Genomic DNA, 20,968 nt, shown 5'->3' with positions numbered 1-20,968 from the left:
GCGGTCCCGCCGCCCGTGGCGGCCAGGGGGCAGCGGAACCGGGTCGGCCGGCCCGGAGCGGTGCAGCCGGGCCGGCCGCGCAGGGTCGGGTGGAATCGGGTGGGATCCGGACAGTGCAGCCGGATCAGCCGTGCCGGTCCCCTGTACCGGCCGCCGCCGTCTCCGGCAACGGGGCGGCGTGCTCCGGGACCACCCGCGGGCCGGGGGTGAACCGGACGGGCATCGAGGTCCAGCCGTTGACCAGGGGGATCACCGGCCGGTGGACGAGACCCTCGCGGTCGACGGCGAAGTCCGGCATCCGGCGGAGCAGGGCGCGGACCACCTCGACCAGTTCGGCCTTGGCGAGGTATGCGCCGACGCAGCGGTGCACACCGAGCCCGAAGGCCACGTGCTGGTGCGCGTTCGCACGGTCGGGATCGACGGTCTCCGGATCGGGGAACACCGCCTCGTCGCGATTGGCGGAGCCGATGCCGAGGAAGAGCCGGTCGCCCGGCCGCAGCGCGACGCCGCCGAGCGTGGCCGGAGCGACGACGGTGCGGGCCGCGCCGGTGCCCGGACTGTAGAGCCGCAGAAGTTCGTCCGTGGCACCCGGGACGGCGTCGGGGTCCTCGATCAGCCGGCGGCGCAGCTCCGGATGGGCGTCGAGATGTCCGACGACGTTGGATATCTGTGCCGTCGTGGTGTCGACGCCCCCGGTGAGCAGCATGAACACCAGCTCGGCGATCAGGTCGTCGTCGATGGGCCGCCCGTCGACCTCGGCCTCCAGGAGGGCGGTGCAGACGCCCGGCGGACCGGCCCCGCGCTCCCGCCACTCGGTGACCAGCTCCCGCATCTCCCGCATCACGCCGATGATCGCCCGCGCCGAGCCCTTCCGGTGGCCGACGCCTTGGTGCAGGGCGTGCGCGTAGTGCTGCCAGCGGTCGAGGGGCAGGCCCAGCAGATCGACGATGACCAGCGGCGGCAGCACGGCGCCGAGGTCGCCGACGACGTCCATCCGGCCCGACTCGATGGTGCGGTCGAGGATCCAGTCGACGATCGTGGTGAGCCGCGGGGTGTACTCGCGGACCGTGCGGGCGGAGAAGAACGGCGCGATCAGCCGTCGGTAGGCGAGGGAGGCCGGCGGGTCCATCTCCATCATCCCCAGCCGTGACGCCGTGACCGGCACGGTCGCCCCGCCCACGGTCCTGCCGTCGAACTCCAGCTCGCGCCCGGACGCGAACGTCTCCGGTTCGCGCAGTACGCGGCGGATGTCCTCGTAGCGGGTGACGGCGTAGAACCCGCCGTGCCGCGGGGAGTGCGCGACCGGGCAGCCCGCGCGCAGGTCCGCGTAGATCTCCGGCCAGTGCTCGGCGAAGGCGGGGGAGTGGTGGTCGAACGGCTCGGGGGTACCGGCCGGGGCCGAGGAGTCGCTCATCGTTCCGTTCCTTCGGCCGGGCGGACCCGCTCGCCGGTCAGCAGGGGCAGTTCGCCGGTGTCGGTGCCCTCGCGCGGACCGGGGCGGTAGGTCATCGTCATCGAGTAGAAGCCGTTGGTCAGCGGGATCCGCTCGTAGGCCTCGACGGCGGTGATCCCGTACTCCGGGATGCGACGCAGCAGTTCGCCGAGGAACACCTCGGCGTTGGCGGAGGCCAGCAGCGCCCCGGGGCAGCGGTGGACGCCGCCGCCGAAGGCGAGGTGCGGGTTGGGCGAGCGGGTGATGTCAGGGGTCGCGGCGTCCGGGAAGACGTCCTCGTCGAAGTTGCCCGACGCGTAGGACAGGAGCACCCGGTCGCCGGGGCGGAACGTGTGGCCGCCGACCTCGACCGTCCGGGTGACGGTACGGGCCAGGCCGGGCGACGGCGCGTGGTAGCGCATCATCTCGTCGACCGCGGTCGGCAGCAGCGACGGGTCGGCCGCGATCCGTGCCCGGTCCTCAGGCCGGTCGTGCAGATGCTTGAGCATGTGGGCGATGGTCGCGATCGTGGTGCCCTCGCCGCCGAGCAGCATCATGTTGACGAGTTCGGTGGCCCACTCGACGCTGAGCGGCTCGCCGTCGACCACCGCGTTGTTGAGGCCGCTGATCATCCCCGGCCGGGGTTCGGCGCGCTGGCGCTCCACCTCCCTGCGGACGTCCTCCCGCATCCAGAGGGCACCCTCGGCGCGGTCCTCGGTCTGCCGGACCATCCGTTCGGCGACGTCGGCGTAGGCCGACCACCGCTCCAGCGGGATGCCCAGGATGTCGAGGATGACGATGGCCTGGAACGGCCCGGCGAGATCGGTGACGATGTCGCACTCACCCTTCTCGACGATCCGGTCGATGGCCCAGGTCGCCGTGTGCCGGATCCGCTCGCGGCCCCGGGCGATGGCCTGACGGGTGAACCACGGGGTGAGCAGCCTGCGGTACTTCGTGTGCTCGGGCGGGTCCATCTCCAGGATGCCGACCCGTACGGGCTGGTGCGGGATGGCGACGCCGAGGCCCTTGTCGGTGCCGTCGGCGTGCCAGGACCGTTCCGAGGAGAAGGCCTGGTGGTTGCGGAGCGCCTCGGTGATGTCGGCGTGCCGGGTCAGTACGTGGTAGCCGCCGTGGCGGTCGGAGGAGATGACCGGACAGCCGCGGCGGGCCTTTGCGTAGATGTCCCGCCAGTGCGCGGCGTGGTCCTCGGTGGTGTGGTCGAACTGATCGGGCGTCATGTGTGCACCCCTATTAATCAATCAGTATTGGATTTAGGATGCTGGCATGCCACACAAAGGGTGTCAACGAGAAGCGACGGCGCAGGACGGGCCCATGAAGGGCCGGGTCGCCGTGATCACCGGAGGCTCGCGGGGGATCGGCCTCGGCATCGCGCGCCGTTTCCACGAACGGGGCGCACGGGTCGTGCTGTGCGCCCGCAACGCCGACGACGCGACGGCCGCGGCACAGACCCTGGACCCCACGGGTGGGACCGCGCTCGGCGCGGGCGTGCACGTCAGTGACGAGGACGCCGCCCGGAACCTGCTGGCGGACGTGCGCGAGCGCTGGGGCACACTCGACGTGCTGGTCAACAACGCCGCCGCCAACCCGCACTTCGGGCCGACCCACACCGTGGACCACGGCCGGTGGCAGAAGATCATGGAGGTCAACCTCTGGGCCCCGCTGCGTTGGACGCAGCTGGCGCTGGAAGCGGGCCTGGGGGAGAACCGGCCCGGCTCCGTCCTGATGGTCTCCTCCAACGTCGCCGAGACCCCGGGCAGTCCGTCCGGCGTCTACGGCATGAGCAAGGCGGCCCTCAACTACCTGACCGCCCAGCTGGCGGTCGAACTCGGCCCGCGGGTACGGGTGAACGGCATCGCACCCGGCGTCGTGAACACCCGGTTCTCCGGGCCGCTCATCGCCGGGGGCGAGAAGGTCTACGGCCGCTGGCCGCTGCCCCGCTTCGGCGAGCCCGAGGACGTCGCGGACGCCGCGGAGTTCCTCGCCGGCGAGGCCGCGTCATGGGTCACCGGGCAGGTGCTGACCGTCGACGGAGGTGCGCTGCTCGGCGGCGACGAGTTCTCCGCGCTGGAGAGTGCCTGATGCCCTCGGTGAGCACCGTCGACCACGGCGGCGGCGTCCTCGAGGTCCGGCTCGACGAGCCCGGGCGGTTCAACACCCTGGAGGCGGTGACCGTCCAGGAACTGCACGACGTGCTGGGCGCCCTGGCGCCCCGCACCGACGTCCGCGTGGTGGTGCTGACCGGCGCGGGCAAGCACTTCTGCGCCGGTGCCCACCTCCAGGGGCACGGCACGGCGCCCGGCGGCGACGGGTCGCGGGCGGTCCCGGACTGGATGTCGGTGCAGGAGCACATCGCGACCCTGGTGACCCGGCTGCGCTCGCTGCGGATGCCGGTCGTGGCGGCGGTGCAGGGCGCCGCGTCGGGCGGCGGGTTCGCCCTGGCGCTCGCCTCCGACGTCCGGGTCTGCGCCGACGACGCCCGGTTCAACGCGGCGTTCGTCAAGGTGGGCCTCTCGGCCTGCGACATCGGGGTGAGCTGGCTGCTGCCCCGGCTGATCGGCGCCTCGCGCGCCTTCGAACTGCTGCTCACCGGCCGCTTCGTGGAGGCGGAGGAGGCCGAACGGATCGGGCTGGTCTCCCGGCTGGTACCCCGGGCGGAGCTGATGGACACCGCCCTGGAGGTGGCCCGCGCTATTGCCGCACACGCGCCGTACGGGGTCCGGATGACCAAGCAGGTGATGTGGTCGCAGCTGGAGATCTCCAGCCAGGCCGCCGGCCTCGACCTGGAGAACCGTACCCAGGTCTCCGCCGCGCTCACCGAGGACCACCGGGAAGCGGTCGCGGCCTTCCTCGGCAAACGCGCCCCGGTGTTCCACAACAGGTAGGCGTGCTCCGGCGTGTTCCACAACAGACGGGCGCGGGGCCCTCGGTGACGAAGTTTCCGAACCGGAGGGCCCGGTCCTTCCGCGACCACGGCCCCGGACGGGGCAGACAGGCCCTGGCCCTTCCGTGACGAAGGGCCAGGGCCTGCGTATCAGTCGAGCAGGGCGGCGGCCAGGCTGCGCGCCGTGCCCAGGGGCAGCTCGCCCGGGGCGCCGAGGATCTGCAGGCACACATGGTCCGCACCCGCGTCATGATGGGCGCGGACCCGGGCGGCGATCTGTTCGGGGGTTCCCCAGGCGATCAGGGCGTCGACCAGGCGGTCGCTGCCGCCGTCGGCCACGTCGTCCTCGGTGAAGCCCAGACGCAGCCAGTTGTTCACGTAGTTGGGCAGCCCGAGGTACATGGCGAGAGCCTCACGGGCGGTGGCGCGGGCCGAGGCGGGGTCGGAGTCGAGGACGACCCCCTGCTCCGGCATCACCCGGGCGCCGGCGCCGACGGCCGAGCGGATCCGCGCCGTGTGCTCGGGCGTGACGAGGTAGGGATGCGTGCCGAGGGAGCGCTCTGCGGAGAGGGCGAGCATCTTCGGGCCCAGGGCGCCGATGATCCGGTGCTCCGGCGGCACCGGGGTGGCCGAGGCGTCCAGCTCGTCGAGGTAGCCCCGCATCTTGGCCAGCGGCCGTTCGTACCGGCCGAGACCGGACCGTTCGACCATCGGCCCGTGGCTCGCCCCGAGGCCGAGCAGGAATCGTCCGGGGTGCGCCGCGTCGAGGCGGGCGAACGCCTCCGCGGACTCCGCGGGCGGGTTGACCCAGATGTTGGCGATGCCGGTCGCGACGACGGCCCGCGAGGTGGCCTCGAGGAGCACGGCGGCCGTCTCGAACGTACGGCGCAGGCCGCCCGGGTACCACAGCGCCGTGTAGCCCATGTCCTCCAGGGCGGCGGCCGCGTCGGCGACGAGAGCGCGGTCGTCGAGGCGGAACGCTCCGGCCCAGATGCCGAAGGACCGCCCCGCAGCGCGCAGCGGGCGGATGCTCATGCGACCGGCTCGAACGCGGCGGTGGCGGTCCGGACGGCGCCGGCGAACGCCGCCACCTGGGCCCCGACGCGGGCGAACTGCCCGTCCAGCGCGGCGTCCACGCACCGGCCGTCGCGGAAGGCGCCGCGCTGGGCGACGACCGCCGCGCCGTACGGCGTCGGGAAGCCGCGCAGGGCGTGGGCGACGGTGCGCAGCTGGTCGATGACCGCCACGGCGGCCTGCTTGCCGTAGGCGACACCGATGCAGCCGACCGGAATCCCGTCCAGGTAGGGGCGCGGGTCGCCTGCGAGGTCCTCGGCGTAGTCGAGGGCGTTCTTGACCAGGCCCGAGACCGCTCCGTGGTAGCCGGGGCTCGAGACGATCAGGCCGTCGGCCGAGCGCAGCGCCTCCACCAGTCTCGCCGCCTGGGGCGAGCGCGGGACGCGCTGCTCGTAGAAGGGCAGCGCGATGTCGTGGGCGGTCAGGCAGAGCGTGCGGGCACCGGCGGCCGAGGCAGCCGCGAGTGCGGAGCGCAGCCCCGCCTCGGAGCTGGACTCGCCCCGCACCGTGCCACCGATGCCGACGACCAGCGGTCGTTCGTCGAGCGCGTGTTCAGGCATACTCAATAAACTAACAGCGGTTGGTTCGAGCTGGCAAGAATCAGCGCACGGCCATCGCCTCCGGGTTCCGCCGGACGGCACGCCACATCACGCCCGAGGCACAGGCGGTGGCCGTCAGCATGGCGCCGGCCATCGCGATGCCGTCGGCCCCGCCAAGACCCACGACGGGCGCCACGAGACTGGCGACGGAGAACTGCGTGAACCCCATCAGCGCGGCCGCGGTGCCCGCCCGGTGGCCCTGCCCGTTCAGCGCAAGCGCCTGACTGTTCGGCATGCTCAGCCCGTACCCGGCGACCGACAGCGCGAGCACCGCGACGACGGCGCCGAGCGGCGCCTCGCCGAAGGCCAGCAGCGGCAGCAGCAGCGCCGAACTGAACAGCCCCAGCACGGTGGCGAAGGTGAGTACGTTCGCCGGTCCGAAGCGCCGGATGAGCAACGGGTTCACCTGGGCGAGCAGCGTCAGCCCCACCGCGTTGGCGGCGAAGAGCAGGGCGAACTGCTGCTCGCTCAGCCCGAACCGGCCCTGCAGGACGAACGACGCCCCCGACACGTAGCTGAACAGGGTCGAGAACATCAGCCCTCCGACCAGGATCAGCGCGAGGTACGTCCGGTCGCCCAGCAGCGCCCGGTACGACGCGCGGACGGCCGTGAAGGTGGGCTGGCCGCGCCGCTCGGGCGGCAGTGTCTCGGGCAGCGAGGTCGCGGCCACCACGAGCAGGACCGCGCCGAGACCGGCGAGCGCCAGGAAGATGAACGGCCACTCGGCGACCGCGAGCACACCGCCGCCGATGGTGGGCGCCAGCGCCGGGGCCACGCCGATCACGAGGAACATCCGCGACATGACCCGCGCATAGCCCGAACCCGCGAACAGATCGCGCACGGTAGCCATGGACACGACCGCGACCGCCGCGCACGACAGCCCCTGCAGCAGCCGGGTCCCGGCGAGCAGGTACGGGTCGTGGGCGGCGAAGCACAGCAGTGAGGTGACGACGTGGCCGGCGAGCCCCACCAGCACCGGGCGGCGGCGGCCGAAGACGTCGGCCAGCGGCCCGGCGACCAGCTGGCCCAGGGCCAGCCCCACCAGCACACCGGTGAGGGAGAGCTGGATCTGCGACGGCGCCACGTCCAGGTCGCGGGCCATCTCGGGCATGGCCGGGAGGTACATGTCCATGGTGAAGGGCGACACCGACATCAGCAGCGCGACGACCACCACCACACGGGTCGTGCCCGCCGCCGAGGGGGTCGCCGCGACCGGGGCCGGGTCCGGGCCGGGAGGAGCCCCCGCTGAGGGGGCGGTGTTGTGGTCGGTCACTGGGGCACGGTCCTCTCCGTACGATGGGATGACGGCCGGGAGCGAACGGGGCCGAGGGAGCTGCCGGAACTGACGCCGAATCAGGAACGGACAAAGAAGGCCACTCGCACCTGGTGGCCAACAGACGAACGTTGATGGATTAAGGTGCTTGAGGACGTGGAGCCCGGAGACGAGGAGAGCCCCCCATGGCCCGACCGAAGATCCCGCTGATCTCGCGCCGCAAGGCACTCGAGGCGGCGCTCGAGATCGTTGACGGCGAGGGTCTCGACGCTCTGAGCATCCGGCGCCTGGGTGAGGCCCTCAAGGTCAACGGCGCCTCGCTGTACCACCACTTCCGCAACAAGGACGAGATCCTGGTCGGCGTCACCCAGCTCGCGCTGGCCGACGTGGCCGCCCCGCGCACCGAGAACGAGAACTGGAGGGTCTGGCTGCCGCTCAACGCCTACCGCACCCGCCAGGCGCTGATCTCGCACCCGGAGCTGATCCCCGTGATGCTGCGCCGCGCGCCGCTGGGCATCGGTCTGACGGAGGTCGAGGCGAGTGTGCAGCGGCTGCAGGCCGAGGGCGTGCCGCTGCCGATGATCGCCCCGCTGATGGAGAGTCTGGAACTGCTGGCGATCACCAGCGCGTTGCAGGAAACCGGCATGGCCGGGTCCATGGGGGACGAGGACGGCGACGTCGCCACCCCGTCGCTGCACGCGGCCCACGAGGCGCGTGGTATGAGCTCCGAGGAGCTCTTCCAGGTGGCGGCCTCCTCGATGCTCTCGATCATCGAGAGCACGATCCAGCTGAAGGAGACGCGGCTCGCGGCCGAGCGGCTCTCCGAGGCCTGAGCGCCCGGAAAGCCGCCGACGGGGCCGACGGAGGGAGTGGGCACGAGGACGTCCTGTCCCCGCCGCGCGCGGGGCGGCGTCCGCCGCCCCCTCCGGGGATGCGTCGTACGTGCCGTACACGCCGTGCGTCCGGTGGACGTCAGCCGACGAGATGGAGACCGTCCCGGCCGTGGACCGTTCCGGCGGACTCTGCGGCGGGCTCTGTGGCGGGGTCGGGAGGGGCCCCGACCCCGAGGGGCAGACCGGCCTCCACGGTGAGCAGGTGCAGCGGCCAGTTGCCGACCTGCCACACACCGGCGGTGTAGAGGGCCGACTTGTAGCTGCCGCGCAGATGTGCGAGCGCCGCCTCGGCGGAGGGCGCGTTCATGGACAGGCGCACCGTGGCGGTGTCGGCGGTGATGACGACTTCGGGAAACATCCAGTCCAGGCCCGCGCGCACGGACTCGGTGACGGCCTCGGGATCCGCCACGGCCGGCAGGAAGGCCGGCCTCGTCGCTCCGAACCTGGCGGTGTACATCGACCAGCCCATGAGCCTGACCTCTCGTGTGTGGGTGCCCCGCGGCAGCGGGCGGGGGGAAGAACCGGCAACGTGCTGAGGGGGCCGCGCCGCCGCGGGGTGCGGCGTGCGCGGCCGGCGCCGCACCCCTGCTGGGCCCGTCGTCCGGGGCCGGCCCGGTCCTGACGGAATCGGGCGGACCCGGACGGAGTGCGACGGACGTGGCGGGGGAGGGTCACTCCGAGGACGGCGCCTCGATGATCCGTCCGTCCGGGAGGTAGACGACCCCCGGGTAGTCGGGCATGGAGGCGGGCTCGTCGTCGGCGAGCAGCTCCAGCGCCTCCGCCTTGTCGTCGTCGTTCAGCGGGCGGGTGTTGGTCGTGAACTCGACCATGTTGCCGTCCGGGTCCCGGGTGTAGATCGACGTGATGAACTCGTGGACGACCTCGCTCACCTTCTGGCCGTGGGACAGCCAGTGCTGCTTCTTCTCCTCCAGCTCGGTGAGGTCCTTGACCTCGAAGGCGATGTGGTTGATCCACCAGGGCAGACCGAGTCCGACGGAGATCGAGGGGTCCCAGTCCTCGGGCAGCTCCACACCGTTCAGGTGCAGGTCCCAGAGGACGAAGTACGAGCCGGAACCCTTGGCGGTCTCGTAGAACACGTGCTTGGTCCAGCCGGCCTTGGAGCCGCCCATGGCCTGGCGCTTGACGATCTTCACGAGCTCAAAGCCCATGACCTCGGTGTAGAACCTGTGCGACACGTCGAAGTTCTTCGGGGTGATGGCCAGGTGGTGAATCACGGCCCCTCCTCGTGGTGGAAGACGTTCCCGAAACCGGGGGGTGTACTTCCACAGTGACTCACCCAACGGTGATTGTCAAAGGCTTGACGTATGAACGCTGCTTGTTGAAGCCTTGACGTGTATCACGAGTCACGTCAGCATCTGCCCATGTCTGACCAGATGACGGCCGATCCGGCCGGTACCACCGCTTCCGTGATCAGATCCGTGGCCCCCGTGCGCCGGCGCACGGCCCTCGACTGGGCGGAGTTCTCCCGCCACTGGCGCGAGGAGCACGCGGCGATCGCCCGCGGGCTGCCCGGCATGGTGGGCTACACGCAAGGCCACGCGATTCCCGGGGAACAGCCCGCCAATCGCCCGCCGACCTGGGAATACGACGGCGTGCCGCTGGCCTCCTTCCCGGACCTCGCGGCCATCGGGACGCTCAGGGCGCACCCGGACTACCACGGCCGCGCCGTACCGGACGAGGCACTGTTCACCGACCGGTCCAGCATGGCCGCGGTCCTGCTGGCGCACTGCTTCGGCGAGGCGCCGGCCCCGGTGTCCGAAGGGCGCACGCTGATGGTGTTCGCGCGCACGGGCAATGCCGACGAACGGGCCGGCCGGGCGCTGGCCGGGGCCCTGGGCGCCGCACCGGGGGCAGACCTGGCGCTCGGGCACCGCTGGAGCACGGCGCTGGACGCCGACCCCGGGCTCTCGCCGCGGGGCGCGGCCGGCCGGCCGTACGACGGTCTGCTGGAGGTCTGGTTCCCTTCCGCCGCCCCGGCCACCCGGGCCGCGCAGGCGGTGGCGGCCGATCCGGCGCTCCTGCCGTTCGAGGTGTTCTGTCTGGTGGTGCGGGAGAACCGGGTCGTCTGACCTGCGGATCCTGCGGACGGTGGAAGTGCTGTCACAGCCGTTGACCCCATAACCAGATGCTGTTAGGTTTTCGCCCGTTCGGCCACGTGACTGAGGGCGTATGACGGCTTGGAATGCCGCACCCCTACTTCGATCACCAGCGAGGGAGCACGAGTGGTCACTCATCTGACGGACTGGGTCAGCTACAACGCGCGTCGCCACGGGCCCGAGATCGCGGTGGAAAGCCTCGACTCCGGCCGACAGCTGACCTGGAGCGAATTCGAGGACCGGGTCGCCCGGCTCAGTTCGGTCCTGGGCGACCTCGGCATTCGGCGCGGTGACCGGGTAGGACTGATCGCGGACGACGACTGGCGCGTCCTGGCCCTGCAGTTCGCCTGCATCCGGACCGGCGCGGTCTTCGTGCCGTTCAACTGGCGGCTGACGGTCAACGAGATCGCCGTGCTCTGCGAGGACGCCGAGCTCGGACTGCTCATCCACGACGCGACCTGGCAGGACACCGCCACCAAACTCGGTGAGCAACTGGGCGTGCCGCTGGCAGGCTGGTCGTGCACCGATGTCCGCAACGACATCGACGCCCTGATGGACCGGGCAGCCCCGATCCGCGGCACCGGCCCGTACTCGGGCGAGCAGACCGCCCAGCTCCTCTACACCTCCGGCACCACCGGCCTGCCCAAGGGCGCCCTCATCACGCTCGGCGGGCTGGCCTGGCACGCGCTGAACGTCCAGCACGACATGTGCATCGGAAGTCCGCCCGCCCGCTACCTCAGCGCGCTGCCGCTCTTCCACGCGGCCGGCCTCAACGCGATCGTCAACCCGACGCTCATGGCCGGCGGCCGGGTCAGCGTCCTGCGCCGCTTCGACCCGGCCCGGGTCGCCGAACTGCTCGGCGACGCCGGCCACGGATTCACCCACTTCAACGCCGCCCCGGTGATGTACCGGATGGTGATGGAGCACGCCTCCGACTCGGCCGACTTCTCCCACATCCGGGCCGGCATGGTCGGCGGTGGCGCGATCCCGGCCGACGTCGGTGCCTACTTCAGCGAGCACGGCCTCGAACTGCAGGCCGGCTGGGGCGCCACCGAGATGGGGCCCAGCATGACCCTGATGCCGAAGGCGTCGCGGGTGGAGAAGGCGCACACGGTCGGGATACCCGTCCAGCACGTCCAGATCCGCGTCGTCGACCCCGTCACCCTCGAGGACGCCGCCCCGGGCGAGATCGGCGAGGCATGGGTGCGGGGCCCCTCCATCTCCCCCGGATACTGGCGCCGCGACCCCGAGAACGACGAGGCGACCGTCGCGGGCTGGTTCAAGAGCGGTGACGCCGTCTCCATCGACGAGGACGGTTTCGTCGCCCTGCGGGGCCGCTTCAAGGACATGTACAAGTCCGGCGGCGAGAACGTCTTCTGCGCCGAGGTCGAGCGGATCATCTCCAGCCACTGCGACGTGCAGGACGCGGCGGTCGTCGGAGTGCCGCACGAGAAGTGGGGCGAGGTCGGCTACGCCGTGGTCGTCCCCGAGGCGGGCCGCACGGTCGACGAGTCCGACCTGATCGCCCACGTGGCCGCGCGTCTGGCCAAGTACAAGGTGCCGGCCAAGGTCGTCGTCGTCGACGACTTCCCGCGCAACGTCACCGGCAAGATCCAGAAGAACGTGCTGCGCGAGATGCTCGGCTGACCCCACACACTGCGGCACCCCTGGGACCCCCACACCGAACGCGGCCCGGACCGCAGGAACCGCAGGAACCGCAGGAACCGCAGGAACCGCAGGAACTCAGGAACCACACGCACCACACCACAGCAAGACCCGGCACGAGAGGGACGTACGTGAGCGCCAAGCATCTTCACGAGCAGGCCGAGCAGGCCGAGCGGGAACTGGACCTGGTCTGGCAGCCGCTCACGATCAAGAACGTCACGCTGCGCAACCGCGTCGTCCGGTCCGCGCACGGCACCGGGTTCGCCCGCGGCCCGGTGACGGAGACCCTGAAGGCCTACCACATGGAGCGCGCCCGGGGCGGCGTCGCGCTCAGCTTCGGCGAGGGCGGCCAGGTCCACTGGAGCTCACCGGGCTTCCTGGACCTGACCACCGACGACATCATCGAGGGCCTCGCCGATCTCGCGTCGTCCGTGCAGGCCGAGGGCATGAAGCTGTTCCAGCAGCTCATGCACGGCGGCCCCACCCTCTACGCGCACGACGGTTCGGCCCCCTGGGCGGCCTCCGCGGTGGCGGACCCGGTCCTGGGCCTGGTGCCGCACCCGATGACCAAGAACATGATCGACGAGGTGATCGAGGGCTTCGCCGCCGCGGCGGGCCGCGTCCGGCAGGCCGGCCTCGACGGCGTCGAAATCCACGGTGGGCACAGCTACCTCTTCAGCTCCTTCCTCGCCCCGGCCACGAACCACCGCACCGACGAGTACGGCGGATCCCTGGAGAACCGCTCGCGGCTCCTCTTCGAGGCGCTGCGCGCGATCCGGGACCGGGTCGGCCCCGACTTCGTCGTCGGAGTGCGGCTCTCGCCCGACGGCGCCGAGGGCATGACCACGGGCGACGACGTCCGGCAGGTGATCGGGCGGCTGGAGGCCGAGGGCCTGGTCGACTACCTCAACGTCTCCTACGGCAGCCACTACCGCCGGTCCAAGCTGATCGGCGTCACCCGCGAACCGCGGAACTACATGGTCAAGCAGGCCGTCGGGGAGATCACCAAGCAGGTCTCGCTCCCCACCATGGTCACCGGCCGCGTCCTGTCCCTGCACGACGCCGAGGAGATCCTGCGCAACGGGGAGGCCGACATGGTCTCCATGGTGCGCGCGCTCATCGCCGACCCGCACCTGGTCAAGAAGACGCGGGAGGGACGCACCAAGGAGATCCGCCCCTGCATCTCCTGCAACCAGGCGTGCGCCGGCGGCCTCACCAGCCGCGGCCTGATGGGCTGCGTCGTCAACCCCGCCTGCGGTCACGAGAGCAAGCGCGGCGACCACGTGCTCACCATCAGCCCGCGCCGCCGCACCGTTCTGGTCATCGGCGGCGGCCCGGCAGGCCTGGAGGCCGCCCGCTCCTGCGCGCTGGCCGGTCACCGGGTCGTCCTGCACGAGCGGTCCGACCGGCTGGGCGGCCAGCTCAAGCTGATCGAGAAGTCCCCGTCCCGTTCCGACGTGGCCTCGCTGCTGCCCTACTACGAGTCGGAACTCACCCGTCTCGGCGTCGAGGTCGTCCTGGACTCCCCGCTCGACTCCCGCGAGGCGGTGGACGCGATCGGCGCCGACCGCGTGGTCCTGGCGACCGGAGCCACCCCCCGCCGGGACGGCTTCCAGGCCTGGCGGCCCGCGGGCGCCCCGGAGGGTCTGGCCAGCGTCGACGTGCTGACCGGCTGGGACGTCCTGAACGGCGCCGAGATCACCGGTCCGGTGCTCCTCGTCGACGAGCTCGGGCACTACGAGGGCATCGACGTCGCCGAGACCCTTGTCCGGGCCGGCCACCGGGTGCACCAGGTCACCCGCTTCTCGAACCTCGCCCCCAACATCCCGGTGGCCTACGACTACGCCTCCGGCCCGCACGCCGAGGAGCTGTACAAGGGCGACTACGAGCTGCACACGCGCACCCTGGTGCACGCCGTCGAACCGGGCAGGGCCACCGTCGCCCCGATCGCCGCCCCGGACCGGATCCAGGAGCTGGAGGTGAACACCTTCGTGTTCATGTCCGGCGCGGTGCCCGACCACGCCCTGACGGCCGAACTGGAGGACATCCCCGAGCTGTACGTCATCGGCGACGCGCTCGGTCCGCGCACCTTGGAACCCGCGATCACCGAGGGCTCGCTGGCGGCGGCCCGGTTCGAGGAGGGCTGGCAGCGCGCGACGTGGGTGCGCTACTCCGGCGGAAGCTCCGTCTGAGGAAAGGGAATCATGGCACTCGAGCACGTGCTCTCGCCGCTCCGTCTGGGGCCGCTGACGGTCCGCAACCGGGTCGCGACGACGGCCCACATGACCGGGTATGCCGAGGACGGGCTGGTCTCCGACACGCTCGTCGCATACCTGACCGCCCGGGCACGCGGTGGCGTCGGCCTGCTGATCACCGAGGCCGGCGCCGTGCACCCGACGTACCGGCCCGCGTCGTTCCGACTCCACCGGGACGACGTCGGGCCCGGTCTGGCGCGGCTCGCCGCGGCCGTGCACGCGGAGGGGGCCGTGCTGATCGGGCAGGCCAACCACGGAGGGGCGGCCTCACCGCCGCTGCCCGACGGCCGCCCGGCGTTCTCCGCCTCCGACAACGACGGTCTCAACGGGGCCCCGGCCCGGGCCATGACGCACGCCGAGATCGAGGAGATCCAGGACGCCTTCGTGCACGCCGCGCAGGTGATGTCGGACGCCGGGCTCGACGGCTGCGAGGTGCACGGCGCCCACCACTACCTGGTCAACCATTTCCTCTCGCCGCTCTACAACCGGCGCGAGGACCGGTACGGCGGGAGCTTCGGCAACCGTCTGCGCTTCCTCGCCGAGATACTGGAGGGGATGCGGGCCGCGACCCGGCCGGGGTTCGTGCTCGGCGTGCGGCTGAGCGCCGACATCGGTCCGGGCGGCATCGACTCCGAGGCGATGCTCGCGATCGGCCGGGCCCTGCAGGACCGGGGCCTGGTCGACTTCGTCGGGTTCTCGCTCGGCGGCCGGACCCCCGAGGCCTTCCCGCTGATGACCGGCGGCATGGACCAGCCGGCCGGCTACGAACTGCCCTGGAACGAACTGCCCTCGCGCGGTCTGACCCTGCCCACCCTGATCACCGGGCGCTACCGCACTCTGGCGGAGGCCGACGAGGCCGTCGCCTCGGGCGCCGCCGACCTGATCGGCATGACCCGGGCCCACATCGCCGACCCCGAGCTGGTCCGCAAGACGATGTCCGGCCGGGCCGCCCGGGTGCGGCCCTGCATCGGCTGCAACGAGTGCCAGCGCTCGATCATCACCGAGGGCTCGATCCGGTGCGCCGTCAACCCGGCCCTGCCCGGCGCCGGCACCACGACCGACCTGCCGCACCCCACCCGGCGGCCCCGCCGGGTCACCGTCGTCGGCGGCGGCCCGGCCGGTCTGGAGGCCGCGCGGGCCGCCGCCCTGGCCGGGCACACCGTGACCCTGTTCGAGGAGACCGGGGAGCTGGGCGGACTGGCCCGCCGGGCGGCGCGGGCGATGCCGAACGCGCCGGGCATGCTCGACGCGATCGCCTGGTCCGAACGGGAGGTGCGCGGCGCGGCCGTCGACGTACGGCTCGGCACGCGCGCGAGCGCGGAGACGGTGCTCGCCACCGTGCCCGACGTGGTCGTCGCGGCCACCGGATCGGTGCCGCGGCAGGGTGCCCGCCAGACGGCGCGGCCCGGTGCGACCGTGGCGGGCGCGGACCTGCCGCACGTGGTGTCCTCGCGGGACGTCCTCGCGCTGACCACCGTCCCCGAGGCGGCGGTCGTGGTCGACGAGATCGGTGAGTACGAGGCGCTCGGCGTGGCCGAGCTGCTCGTCGAGGCGGGCGCGTACGTCACCTTCGTCACGCCGTTCGCCTCGGTCGGACTGCCGGTGGACGCCACCGGACGCGCGTCGACGGCGCTCGGCCGGCTGCGCGCCCACGGCCGGTTCACGGCGCTGCCGCTGTCGATGGTCGCCGCGATCACCAAGGCCTCCGTCGACATCGAGGACCTCCTCGGGCACACCGTGTCCACGCACGATGCGGGCCTGGTGGTGATGGTGACTCGCGCGACGCCGTCCCGGCCCTCCTGGGCGGAGGATCTGGGGGTCCCGGTGGAGTACGCCGGCGACGCGGTCCTCCCGCGGTCCTACCGGACCGCCGTGCGGGAGGGGTACCTGGCGGCGACGCGGATCGAGGAGCTCTGCGGCACGGCACGTCCGGCGCGGGGCGCGACAGCGGAGGTGAGGGCATGACGAAGCCGTCGGGCACGACGAGTGCGGCACAGGAGGCGGCCGGGCCGGTCCAGGTGGTCGAGGTCGGCCCCCGCGACGGCCTGCAGAACGAGGCGACGATCCTCGCCACCGAGGACAAGGTCCGCTTCATCGAACTGGCGATCGCGGCAGGGGTGCGCCGGATGGAGGCGGTCTCGTTCGTCCGCCCGGATGCCGTGCCGCAGATGGCCGACGCCGAGAAGGTGATGGACCAGGTGCCCCGGCGCGACGACGTGTCGTACATCGGGCTGGTGCTCAACCGGCGCGGCTTCCTGCGCGCCCTGGACTCCGGCGTCGACGAGATCAACCTGGTGCTCGCCGCCAGCGATTCCTTCAACCGGCGCAACCAGAACGCCGGCACCGACGCCCTCGCCGCGATGGTGGAGGAGGTGCTCGAGCTCGCCGGTTCGGCCGGGATGCCGGCGTCGGTGACGATCGCGACCGCGTTCGGCTGCCCCTTCGAGGGCGAGGTGGCGCCCGACACGGTCGCGGCTCTCGTCGCGCGGGCGTCGGCCGCCGGCGCCCGCGAGATCGCGCTGGCCGACACCATCGGGGTGGGCGTGCCGCACCAGGTGCGCGAACTCTTCGGCACCGCACGCACGTTGACCGACGTGCCGCTGCGCGCGCACTTCCACAACACCCGCAACACGGGCTACGCCAACGCCGTGACCGCCCTGGACCTCGGTGTGAACATCCTCGACTCGAGCATCGGCGGCATCGGAGGCTGCCCCTTCGCGCCGCGGGCGACGGGCAACATCGCCACCGAGGACCTCGTCTACATCCTCGATCGCTCGGGTGTCACCACTGGCCTGTCCGTCCCGGCGCTGGTCGAAGCCGCCGGGTTCATCGGCGGGAAGCTCGGCAAGGAGGTCCCCTCGATGGTGTCGAAGGCGGGCGGTTTCCCGCAGAAGGAGGCGTCATGACGTCCGAGCGGCCCCGGGTCCCGGCCACTCACCATGACCTGACCAAGGCGATGACCGCCACCCTGTCCACGATCGGCCCGGGCGGGGTCCCCCAGGTCACGGCGATCGCGTTCTATTACGACGAGAGCCACGGGCTCTTCCACATCTCGCTCAACGACTCCCGGCAGAAGGCCCGCAACCTGCGGCGGACCCCGCTGGCCACGCTGTTCGTCATGGACCCGGAGAACAGGTTCCGCACGCTGGAGATCCGCGCGGATGCCCAACTCGAACCCGACGCCGACTTCTCGTTCGCCGCCGAGGCGGGTAAGAAGTACGGCCACGACTTCCACGACCTGGACGGTCCGGGGGAGACCCGCAGCAAGGTCACCTTCCACCCGCGGCGCATCGTCGCGACGGATCTGACGCCGGGCGGCTGACACGGCCCGGCCGGCGGCCACCGGGCCCCGGGGTGACGCGGAGTCCAGCCCGCGGACACCCTCGGGGCCCGGTTCCTTGCGTGTACCGCCACCACGGGCGCCCGCACCGCCCCGGCGGCTTCCCGGAGCACCGGGAAGCCGCCGGGGCGCCGTCGTCGGTCAGCGACCGCGGGCGTCGGCCCGCAGGGACGGCACCCTGGGGTGCGGCATCGCGTGCGCCATGTCGACGGGGGTGTCCGGCGCCTGGCTGCGGACCAGCTCACGGGCCCGGTCCCAGGCGGCCATCAGCCGGTCCTCGCCCGCGTAGTCGAACCGGGCGTTGTACGTCGGGTAGTCCTCGGCGGTGACGGGGTTCTCGGTCAGCCAGGTGACGGTCTCGGCGAGGGCGTCGGCGGCCGTGACGACCTCGCGGTAGCCCAGCAGCCGCTCGGCGCGCGAGGCGTCGACGAGGACGTGCGGGCGGGCCGTGGGGGAGAGCAGCTCGCCCATGGCGGAGGGGGCGAGTTCGGACGGGATGCCGACGAACTCCAGCTCCGCGCCGAGCAGCATGGCGATGCTCTCCGCCCACTGGCGGGTGGTCTGCTGGTCGTCGTCGGCGACGTTGAACGCCTCGCCCGCGGCGGCCGGGTTGCCGACCGCGGACAACAGCACCTCGGCGGCGTTGCGGGCGGCGCACCGGGTCACGATCCACAGTCCGGCGTCGGGCAGGATCATCCGGCGCCTGCCGTCCGCGATCCGCTTCATGACGGCCCACTCCCACGGCACGATGTTGCGCGGCCCGTAGATCTGGGAGTAGCGGACCATGGTGGCGGTGTACGCGCCCTCGACGCCGAGCCGGAACACCTCCCGCTCGGCGGCCACCATCTTCGCCGCGAAGGGCGCCACCGGCTCGTAGGCGTCGGCGAGGAGGCCGTCCTCGCGGGCGAGCAGCCGCATGCCGTACGGACGGGTGGACTCCGGCTCGAAGAATCCGCGGTAGACGGGGACGCCGCCGACCCCGATGAACTGCCCGCACCTGCCCGCGAAGGCCTGTGCGACCGTCCTGAGCCGTCCGTAGGTGGCCAGGACGACGTCCCAGGTGCGGGAGCCGGTCGCCTCGTCGAGGGTCTCGCGGAAGTGCGGGTCGGCGTGGATGTGCGGGACGTCGGGCAGTCCCGGCGGCTCGTGGACCCCGCGGTGCAGGATCTCCACGTCGTACCCGCGCTCCAGCAGGCCCGAGACGAGGTGCGGCCCGGTCGGACCGGTGCCGCCGATGACGAGTGCGGTAGGGGAGGACTTCATAACCATACGCTAATTGGTTTACGCTGTCGGCGCCATCGATCCCCCGCATCGGTGCAGACCGCAGGAGGAGCCATGCCAGGACCGCTGAGCGGGCTGTCGATCGTCGAACTCGGCGGTCTCGGCCCCAGCGCCTTCGCCACCATGCTGATGGCCGACCTCGGCGCGGACGTGATCCGCGTCGACCGGGCACGGGCCGCGCACGGCGGCGTCGAGGCCGCCGCCGAGCCGAGGTTCGACCTGCTCAACCGCGGCAAGCGGTCCCTCGCCCTGGACCTGAAGAAGCCCGAGGCGGTGGAGATCGTCCTCCGGCTCGTCGAACGGGCGGACGCGCTGACCGAGCCCTTCCGGCCCGGCGTCGCCGAACGCCTCGGACTCGGCCCGGACGTCTGCCTGGCCCGCAACCCCAAACTGGTGTACGCCCGGATGACCGGCTGGGGCCAGGAGGGACCGCTGTCCGCAACGGCCGGCCACGACATCAACTACATCGCCCTCACCGGAGCCCTGCACGGCATCGGCAGCGCCGGCGGACCCCCGCAGATCCCGGTCAACTACGTGGGCGACTTCGGCGGCGGCGCCACCTACCTCGTCATCGGACTCCTCGCGGCCCTGCGGGAGGCGGCGGGCAGCGGCACCGGGCAGGTCGTCGACGCCGCCATCGTCGACGGCGTCTCCCACCTGCTGTCCAGCACCCACGCCATGTACGCCGGCGGCATGTGGCAGGACCGCCGCGGGGTGAACGTCCTCGACGGCGGCGCGCCCTTCTACTCCGTCTACGAGTGCGCCGACGGCGGACACGTGGCCGTCGGCGCGGGCGAGGGGAAGTTCTACGCCGAACTGCTGCGCCGGCTCGGCCTCGACGACGACCCGCGCCACCAGCTCGACGAGTCCCGCTGGCCGGACCTGCGCCGCCGGATGGCCGCGGTCTTCGCCACCCGCACCCGGGACGCGTGGGCGGCCGAGTTCGAGCAGACCGACTGCTGCGTGACCCCGGTCCTCGGCCTCACCGAGGCCGCCGACCACCCGCACATCCGGTCCCGGCGGTCGCTGCGCAGGCACGACGGCGTCCTCCAGGCCGGTACGGCGCCCCGGTTCTCGGGCTCCGAGCCGCACGACCCGACGCCGCCGCCGCTGCCGGGACAGCACAGCCACGACATCCTCACCTCCCTCGGGCTCGACGCCGGCCGGCTCGTCGAGACGGGTGTGGTGAGTGCAGGCCCCGCACCGCAGGACCCGACGAAGGAGCACCGATGACCAGAGCAGTGATCGACACGAGCAAGTGCGTGGGCCACGGCCAGTGCGCGATGATGGCGCCCGACGTCTTCGACCTCGACGCCGGCGGCTACGCCGAGACCCTCGTCGACGAGCTCACCGGCGACCAGCGCCGGGACGCCGAGACCGCGGCCATGGCCTGTCCCGAGCAGGCCATCCGTCTCGAGGACTGAGTGGGTTCTATCCTTCTCGGCGTGAACTCCCCCGACGGTCAGGCGCAGCCCACCTTCCGCGACGTCCTCCGGGCCCGGCTCGTCGAGCAGGACACCGTCCCGCCCGACGCCGCCGACCGCACCGACCTGGTCTTCAACCTGACCAAGTTCTTCAACCGGCTCGGACAGGACGCCGAGTCGGTGCACCGTCGGCTGGGCTGGAGCTGGGCGGGGTTCCGCTTCATGAACCTGCTGTGGGCTGCCGGACCGCTCGAGGCCCGGCAGCTCACCCGGCTCTCCGGGGCCTCGCGGGCCGCCACCTCGGCCGTCCTGAACACCCTGGAGCGCGACGGCCTGATCCGCCGCGACCGCAGTGAGACCGACCGCCGCCAGGTGCTCGTCTCGCTCACCGACGAGGGTGCCTCCCGGCTCTTGGAGGGCCTGCGCGCCCAGGCCGAGCGGGACAGGGCCTGGTTCGCCGTGCTCTCCCCCGAGGAGCAGCGGCAGCTCGGCCACCTCCTGATGCGCCTGGCCGACCAGCCCACGCCGTGACGCGGAGCCGGTCCACGGCGTGAGGCGGAGCCGGTCCACGCCGGGCACGGGGCCGGTTCGCACTGTGACGGACGCAGGGCCCGTCCACGCGGTCACGCCGTCATGCCGGCCCGCTCACGCGAACCGGTACGACCGACCGTCGCGCGTGCGCCGGAAAAGCCCGCCGAAACCTACGCACACCA

At 72.3% G+C, this 20,968-nt stretch carries 20 protein-coding genes; 12 read left to right on the top strand and 8 right to left on the bottom strand.

What is annotated here, in order from left to right:
* Positions 1-124: 124 nt before the first annotated feature.
* Positions 125-1,414: a cytochrome P450 gene (locus tag ACFYQA_RS23115; protein WP_388920886.1), complete on the bottom strand. Its 1,290-nt coding sequence runs from the start codon at positions 1,412-1,414 to the stop codon at positions 125-127.
* Positions 1,411-2,670: a cytochrome P450 gene (locus ACFYQA_RS23110; protein WP_326750909.1), complete on the bottom strand. Its 1,260-nt coding sequence runs from the start codon at positions 2,668-2,670 to the stop codon at positions 1,411-1,413. Before ACFYQA_RS23110 ends, ACFYQA_RS23115 begins: the two co-directional genes overlap by 4 nt.
* Before the next feature lie 94 nt (positions 2,671-2,764).
* Here ACFYQA_RS23110 and ACFYQA_RS23105 point away from each other — a divergent pair, with 94 nt between their 5' ends.
* Together ACFYQA_RS23105 and ACFYQA_RS23100 are read left to right on the top strand one after the other, a co-directional pair.
* The gene (locus ACFYQA_RS23105) at positions 2,765-3,532 is read left to right on the top strand and encodes an SDR family oxidoreductase (RefSeq protein WP_388920884.1); all 768 of its coding nucleotides are present in this window, start codon (positions 2,765-2,767) and stop codon (positions 3,530-3,532) included.
* Positions 3,532-4,335, top strand: coding sequence for an enoyl-CoA hydratase/isomerase family protein (locus ACFYQA_RS23100; RefSeq protein WP_388920881.1), 804 nt, complete (start codon positions 3,532-3,534; stop codon positions 4,333-4,335). The genes ACFYQA_RS23105 and ACFYQA_RS23100 overlap by 1 nt, the downstream gene beginning before the upstream one ends.
* A gap of 149 nt (positions 4,336-4,484) precedes the next feature.
* On the opposite strand, the gene ACFYQA_RS23095 is transcribed toward ACFYQA_RS23100, so the two are convergent.
* Genes ACFYQA_RS23095 through ACFYQA_RS23085 form a run of 3 tightly spaced genes read right to left on the bottom strand, consistent with a single transcriptional unit; the run spans position 4,485 to position 7,280 of the window.
* Positions 4,485-5,369, bottom strand: a complete 885-nt coding sequence (locus ACFYQA_RS23095) for an LLM class F420-dependent oxidoreductase (protein ID WP_388920878.1) — start codon at positions 5,367-5,369, stop codon at positions 4,485-4,487.
* Positions 5,366-5,968 (bottom strand): NADPH-dependent FMN reductase, encoded by a 603-nt coding sequence (locus ACFYQA_RS23090; RefSeq protein ID WP_388920875.1) that lies wholly within the window; start codon positions 5,966-5,968, stop codon positions 5,366-5,368. Before ACFYQA_RS23090 ends, ACFYQA_RS23095 begins: the two co-directional genes overlap by 4 nt.
* Before the next feature lie 40 nt (positions 5,969-6,008).
* Positions 6,009-7,280, bottom strand: coding sequence for a multidrug effflux MFS transporter (locus ACFYQA_RS23085; protein WP_388920873.1), 1,272 nt, complete (start codon positions 7,278-7,280; stop codon positions 6,009-6,011).
* A gap of 185 nt (positions 7,281-7,465) precedes the next feature.
* Between ACFYQA_RS23085 and ACFYQA_RS23080 the strand changes: the two genes are divergently transcribed.
* Entirely contained in the window at positions 7,466-8,113 is a 648-nt protein-coding gene (locus ACFYQA_RS23080) for a TetR/AcrR family transcriptional regulator (protein ID WP_388920870.1), read from the top strand.
* A 139-nt stretch (positions 8,114-8,252) separates the two neighbouring features.
* Here ACFYQA_RS23080 and ACFYQA_RS23075 read toward each other — a convergent pair whose 3' ends face one another.
* Positions 8,253-8,642 carry a hypothetical protein gene (locus ACFYQA_RS23075; RefSeq protein WP_388920867.1) on the bottom strand — a complete coding sequence of 130 codons (390 nt, stop codon included), beginning with the start codon at positions 8,640-8,642 and terminating at the stop codon, positions 8,253-8,255.
* 202 nt (positions 8,643-8,844) lie between these two features.
* Positions 8,845-9,408 carry a VOC family protein gene (locus ACFYQA_RS23070; RefSeq protein ID WP_388920864.1) on the bottom strand — a complete coding sequence of 188 codons (564 nt, stop codon included), beginning with the start codon at positions 9,406-9,408 and terminating at the stop codon, positions 8,845-8,847.
* 147 nt (positions 9,409-9,555) lie between these two features.
* On the opposite strand from ACFYQA_RS23070, the gene ACFYQA_RS23065 reads away from it, so the two are divergent.
* The 6 genes from ACFYQA_RS23065 (at position 9,556) to ACFYQA_RS23040 (ending at position 17,532) form a co-directional block, all read left to right on the top strand.
* The gene (locus tag ACFYQA_RS23065; protein ID WP_388920861.1) at positions 9,556-10,263 is read left to right on the top strand and encodes an EthD domain-containing protein; all 708 of its coding nucleotides are present in this window, start codon (positions 9,556-9,558) and stop codon (positions 10,261-10,263) included.
* A gap of 153 nt (positions 10,264-10,416) precedes the next feature.
* Entirely contained in the window at positions 10,417-11,937 is a 1,521-nt protein-coding gene (locus tag ACFYQA_RS23060; RefSeq protein WP_388920858.1) for a class I adenylate-forming enzyme family protein, read from the top strand.
* A gap of 149 nt (positions 11,938-12,086) precedes the next feature.
* Entirely contained in the window at positions 12,087-14,147 is a 2,061-nt protein-coding gene (locus tag ACFYQA_RS23055) for an FAD-dependent oxidoreductase (protein WP_388920855.1), read from the top strand.
* Positions 14,148-14,159: 12 nt separating this feature from the next.
* Positions 14,160-16,175 (top strand): FAD-dependent oxidoreductase, encoded by a 2,016-nt coding sequence (locus tag ACFYQA_RS23050; protein WP_388920852.1) that lies wholly within the window; start codon positions 14,160-14,162, stop codon positions 16,173-16,175.
* The gene (locus tag ACFYQA_RS23045) at positions 16,172-17,116 is read left to right on the top strand and encodes a hydroxymethylglutaryl-CoA lyase (RefSeq protein ID WP_388920849.1); all 945 of its coding nucleotides are present in this window, start codon (positions 16,172-16,174) and stop codon (positions 17,114-17,116) included. Before ACFYQA_RS23050 ends, ACFYQA_RS23045 begins: the two co-directional genes overlap by 4 nt.
* Positions 17,113-17,532 carry a TIGR03618 family F420-dependent PPOX class oxidoreductase gene (locus ACFYQA_RS23040; protein ID WP_388920846.1) on the top strand — a complete coding sequence of 140 codons (420 nt, stop codon included), beginning with the start codon at positions 17,113-17,115 and terminating at the stop codon, positions 17,530-17,532. Before ACFYQA_RS23045 ends, ACFYQA_RS23040 begins: the two co-directional genes overlap by 4 nt.
* A gap of 159 nt (positions 17,533-17,691) precedes the next feature.
* On the opposite strand, the gene ACFYQA_RS23035 is transcribed toward ACFYQA_RS23040, so the two are convergent.
* Entirely contained in the window at positions 17,692-18,813 is a 1,122-nt protein-coding gene (locus ACFYQA_RS23035) for a hypothetical protein (protein ID WP_388920844.1), read from the bottom strand.
* A gap of 72 nt (positions 18,814-18,885) precedes the next feature.
* Here ACFYQA_RS23035 and ACFYQA_RS23030 point away from each other — a divergent pair, with 72 nt between their 5' ends.
* From ACFYQA_RS23030 to ACFYQA_RS23020, 3 genes are read left to right on the top strand one after another with little or no spacing between them, the layout of a single operon-like run.
* A complete protein-coding gene (locus ACFYQA_RS23030) occupies positions 18,886-20,064 on the top strand; it encodes a CaiB/BaiF CoA transferase family protein (RefSeq protein ID WP_388920841.1) in 1,179 nt (392 codons plus the stop codon).
* A complete protein-coding gene (locus ACFYQA_RS23025; protein WP_326750894.1) occupies positions 20,061-20,255 on the top strand; it encodes a ferredoxin in 195 nt (64 codons plus the stop codon). Before ACFYQA_RS23030 ends, ACFYQA_RS23025 begins: the two co-directional genes overlap by 4 nt.
* Before the next feature lie 21 nt (positions 20,256-20,276).
* The gene (locus ACFYQA_RS23020; RefSeq protein ID WP_351127760.1) at positions 20,277-20,786 is read left to right on the top strand and encodes a MarR family transcriptional regulator; all 510 of its coding nucleotides are present in this window, start codon (positions 20,277-20,279) and stop codon (positions 20,784-20,786) included.
* Positions 20,787-20,968: the final 182 nt, after the last annotated feature.

The sequence above is a fragment of the Streptomyces sp. NPDC005774 genome (genome assembly GCF_042871645.1).
GTDB classification, from domain to species: Bacteria; Actinomycetota; Actinomycetes; order Streptomycetales; family Streptomycetaceae; genus Streptomyces; species Streptomyces pratens.
The sequence above is the reverse complement of the archived record's forward strand: the minus strand, read 5'-3'. Positions and strand labels throughout refer to the sequence as shown.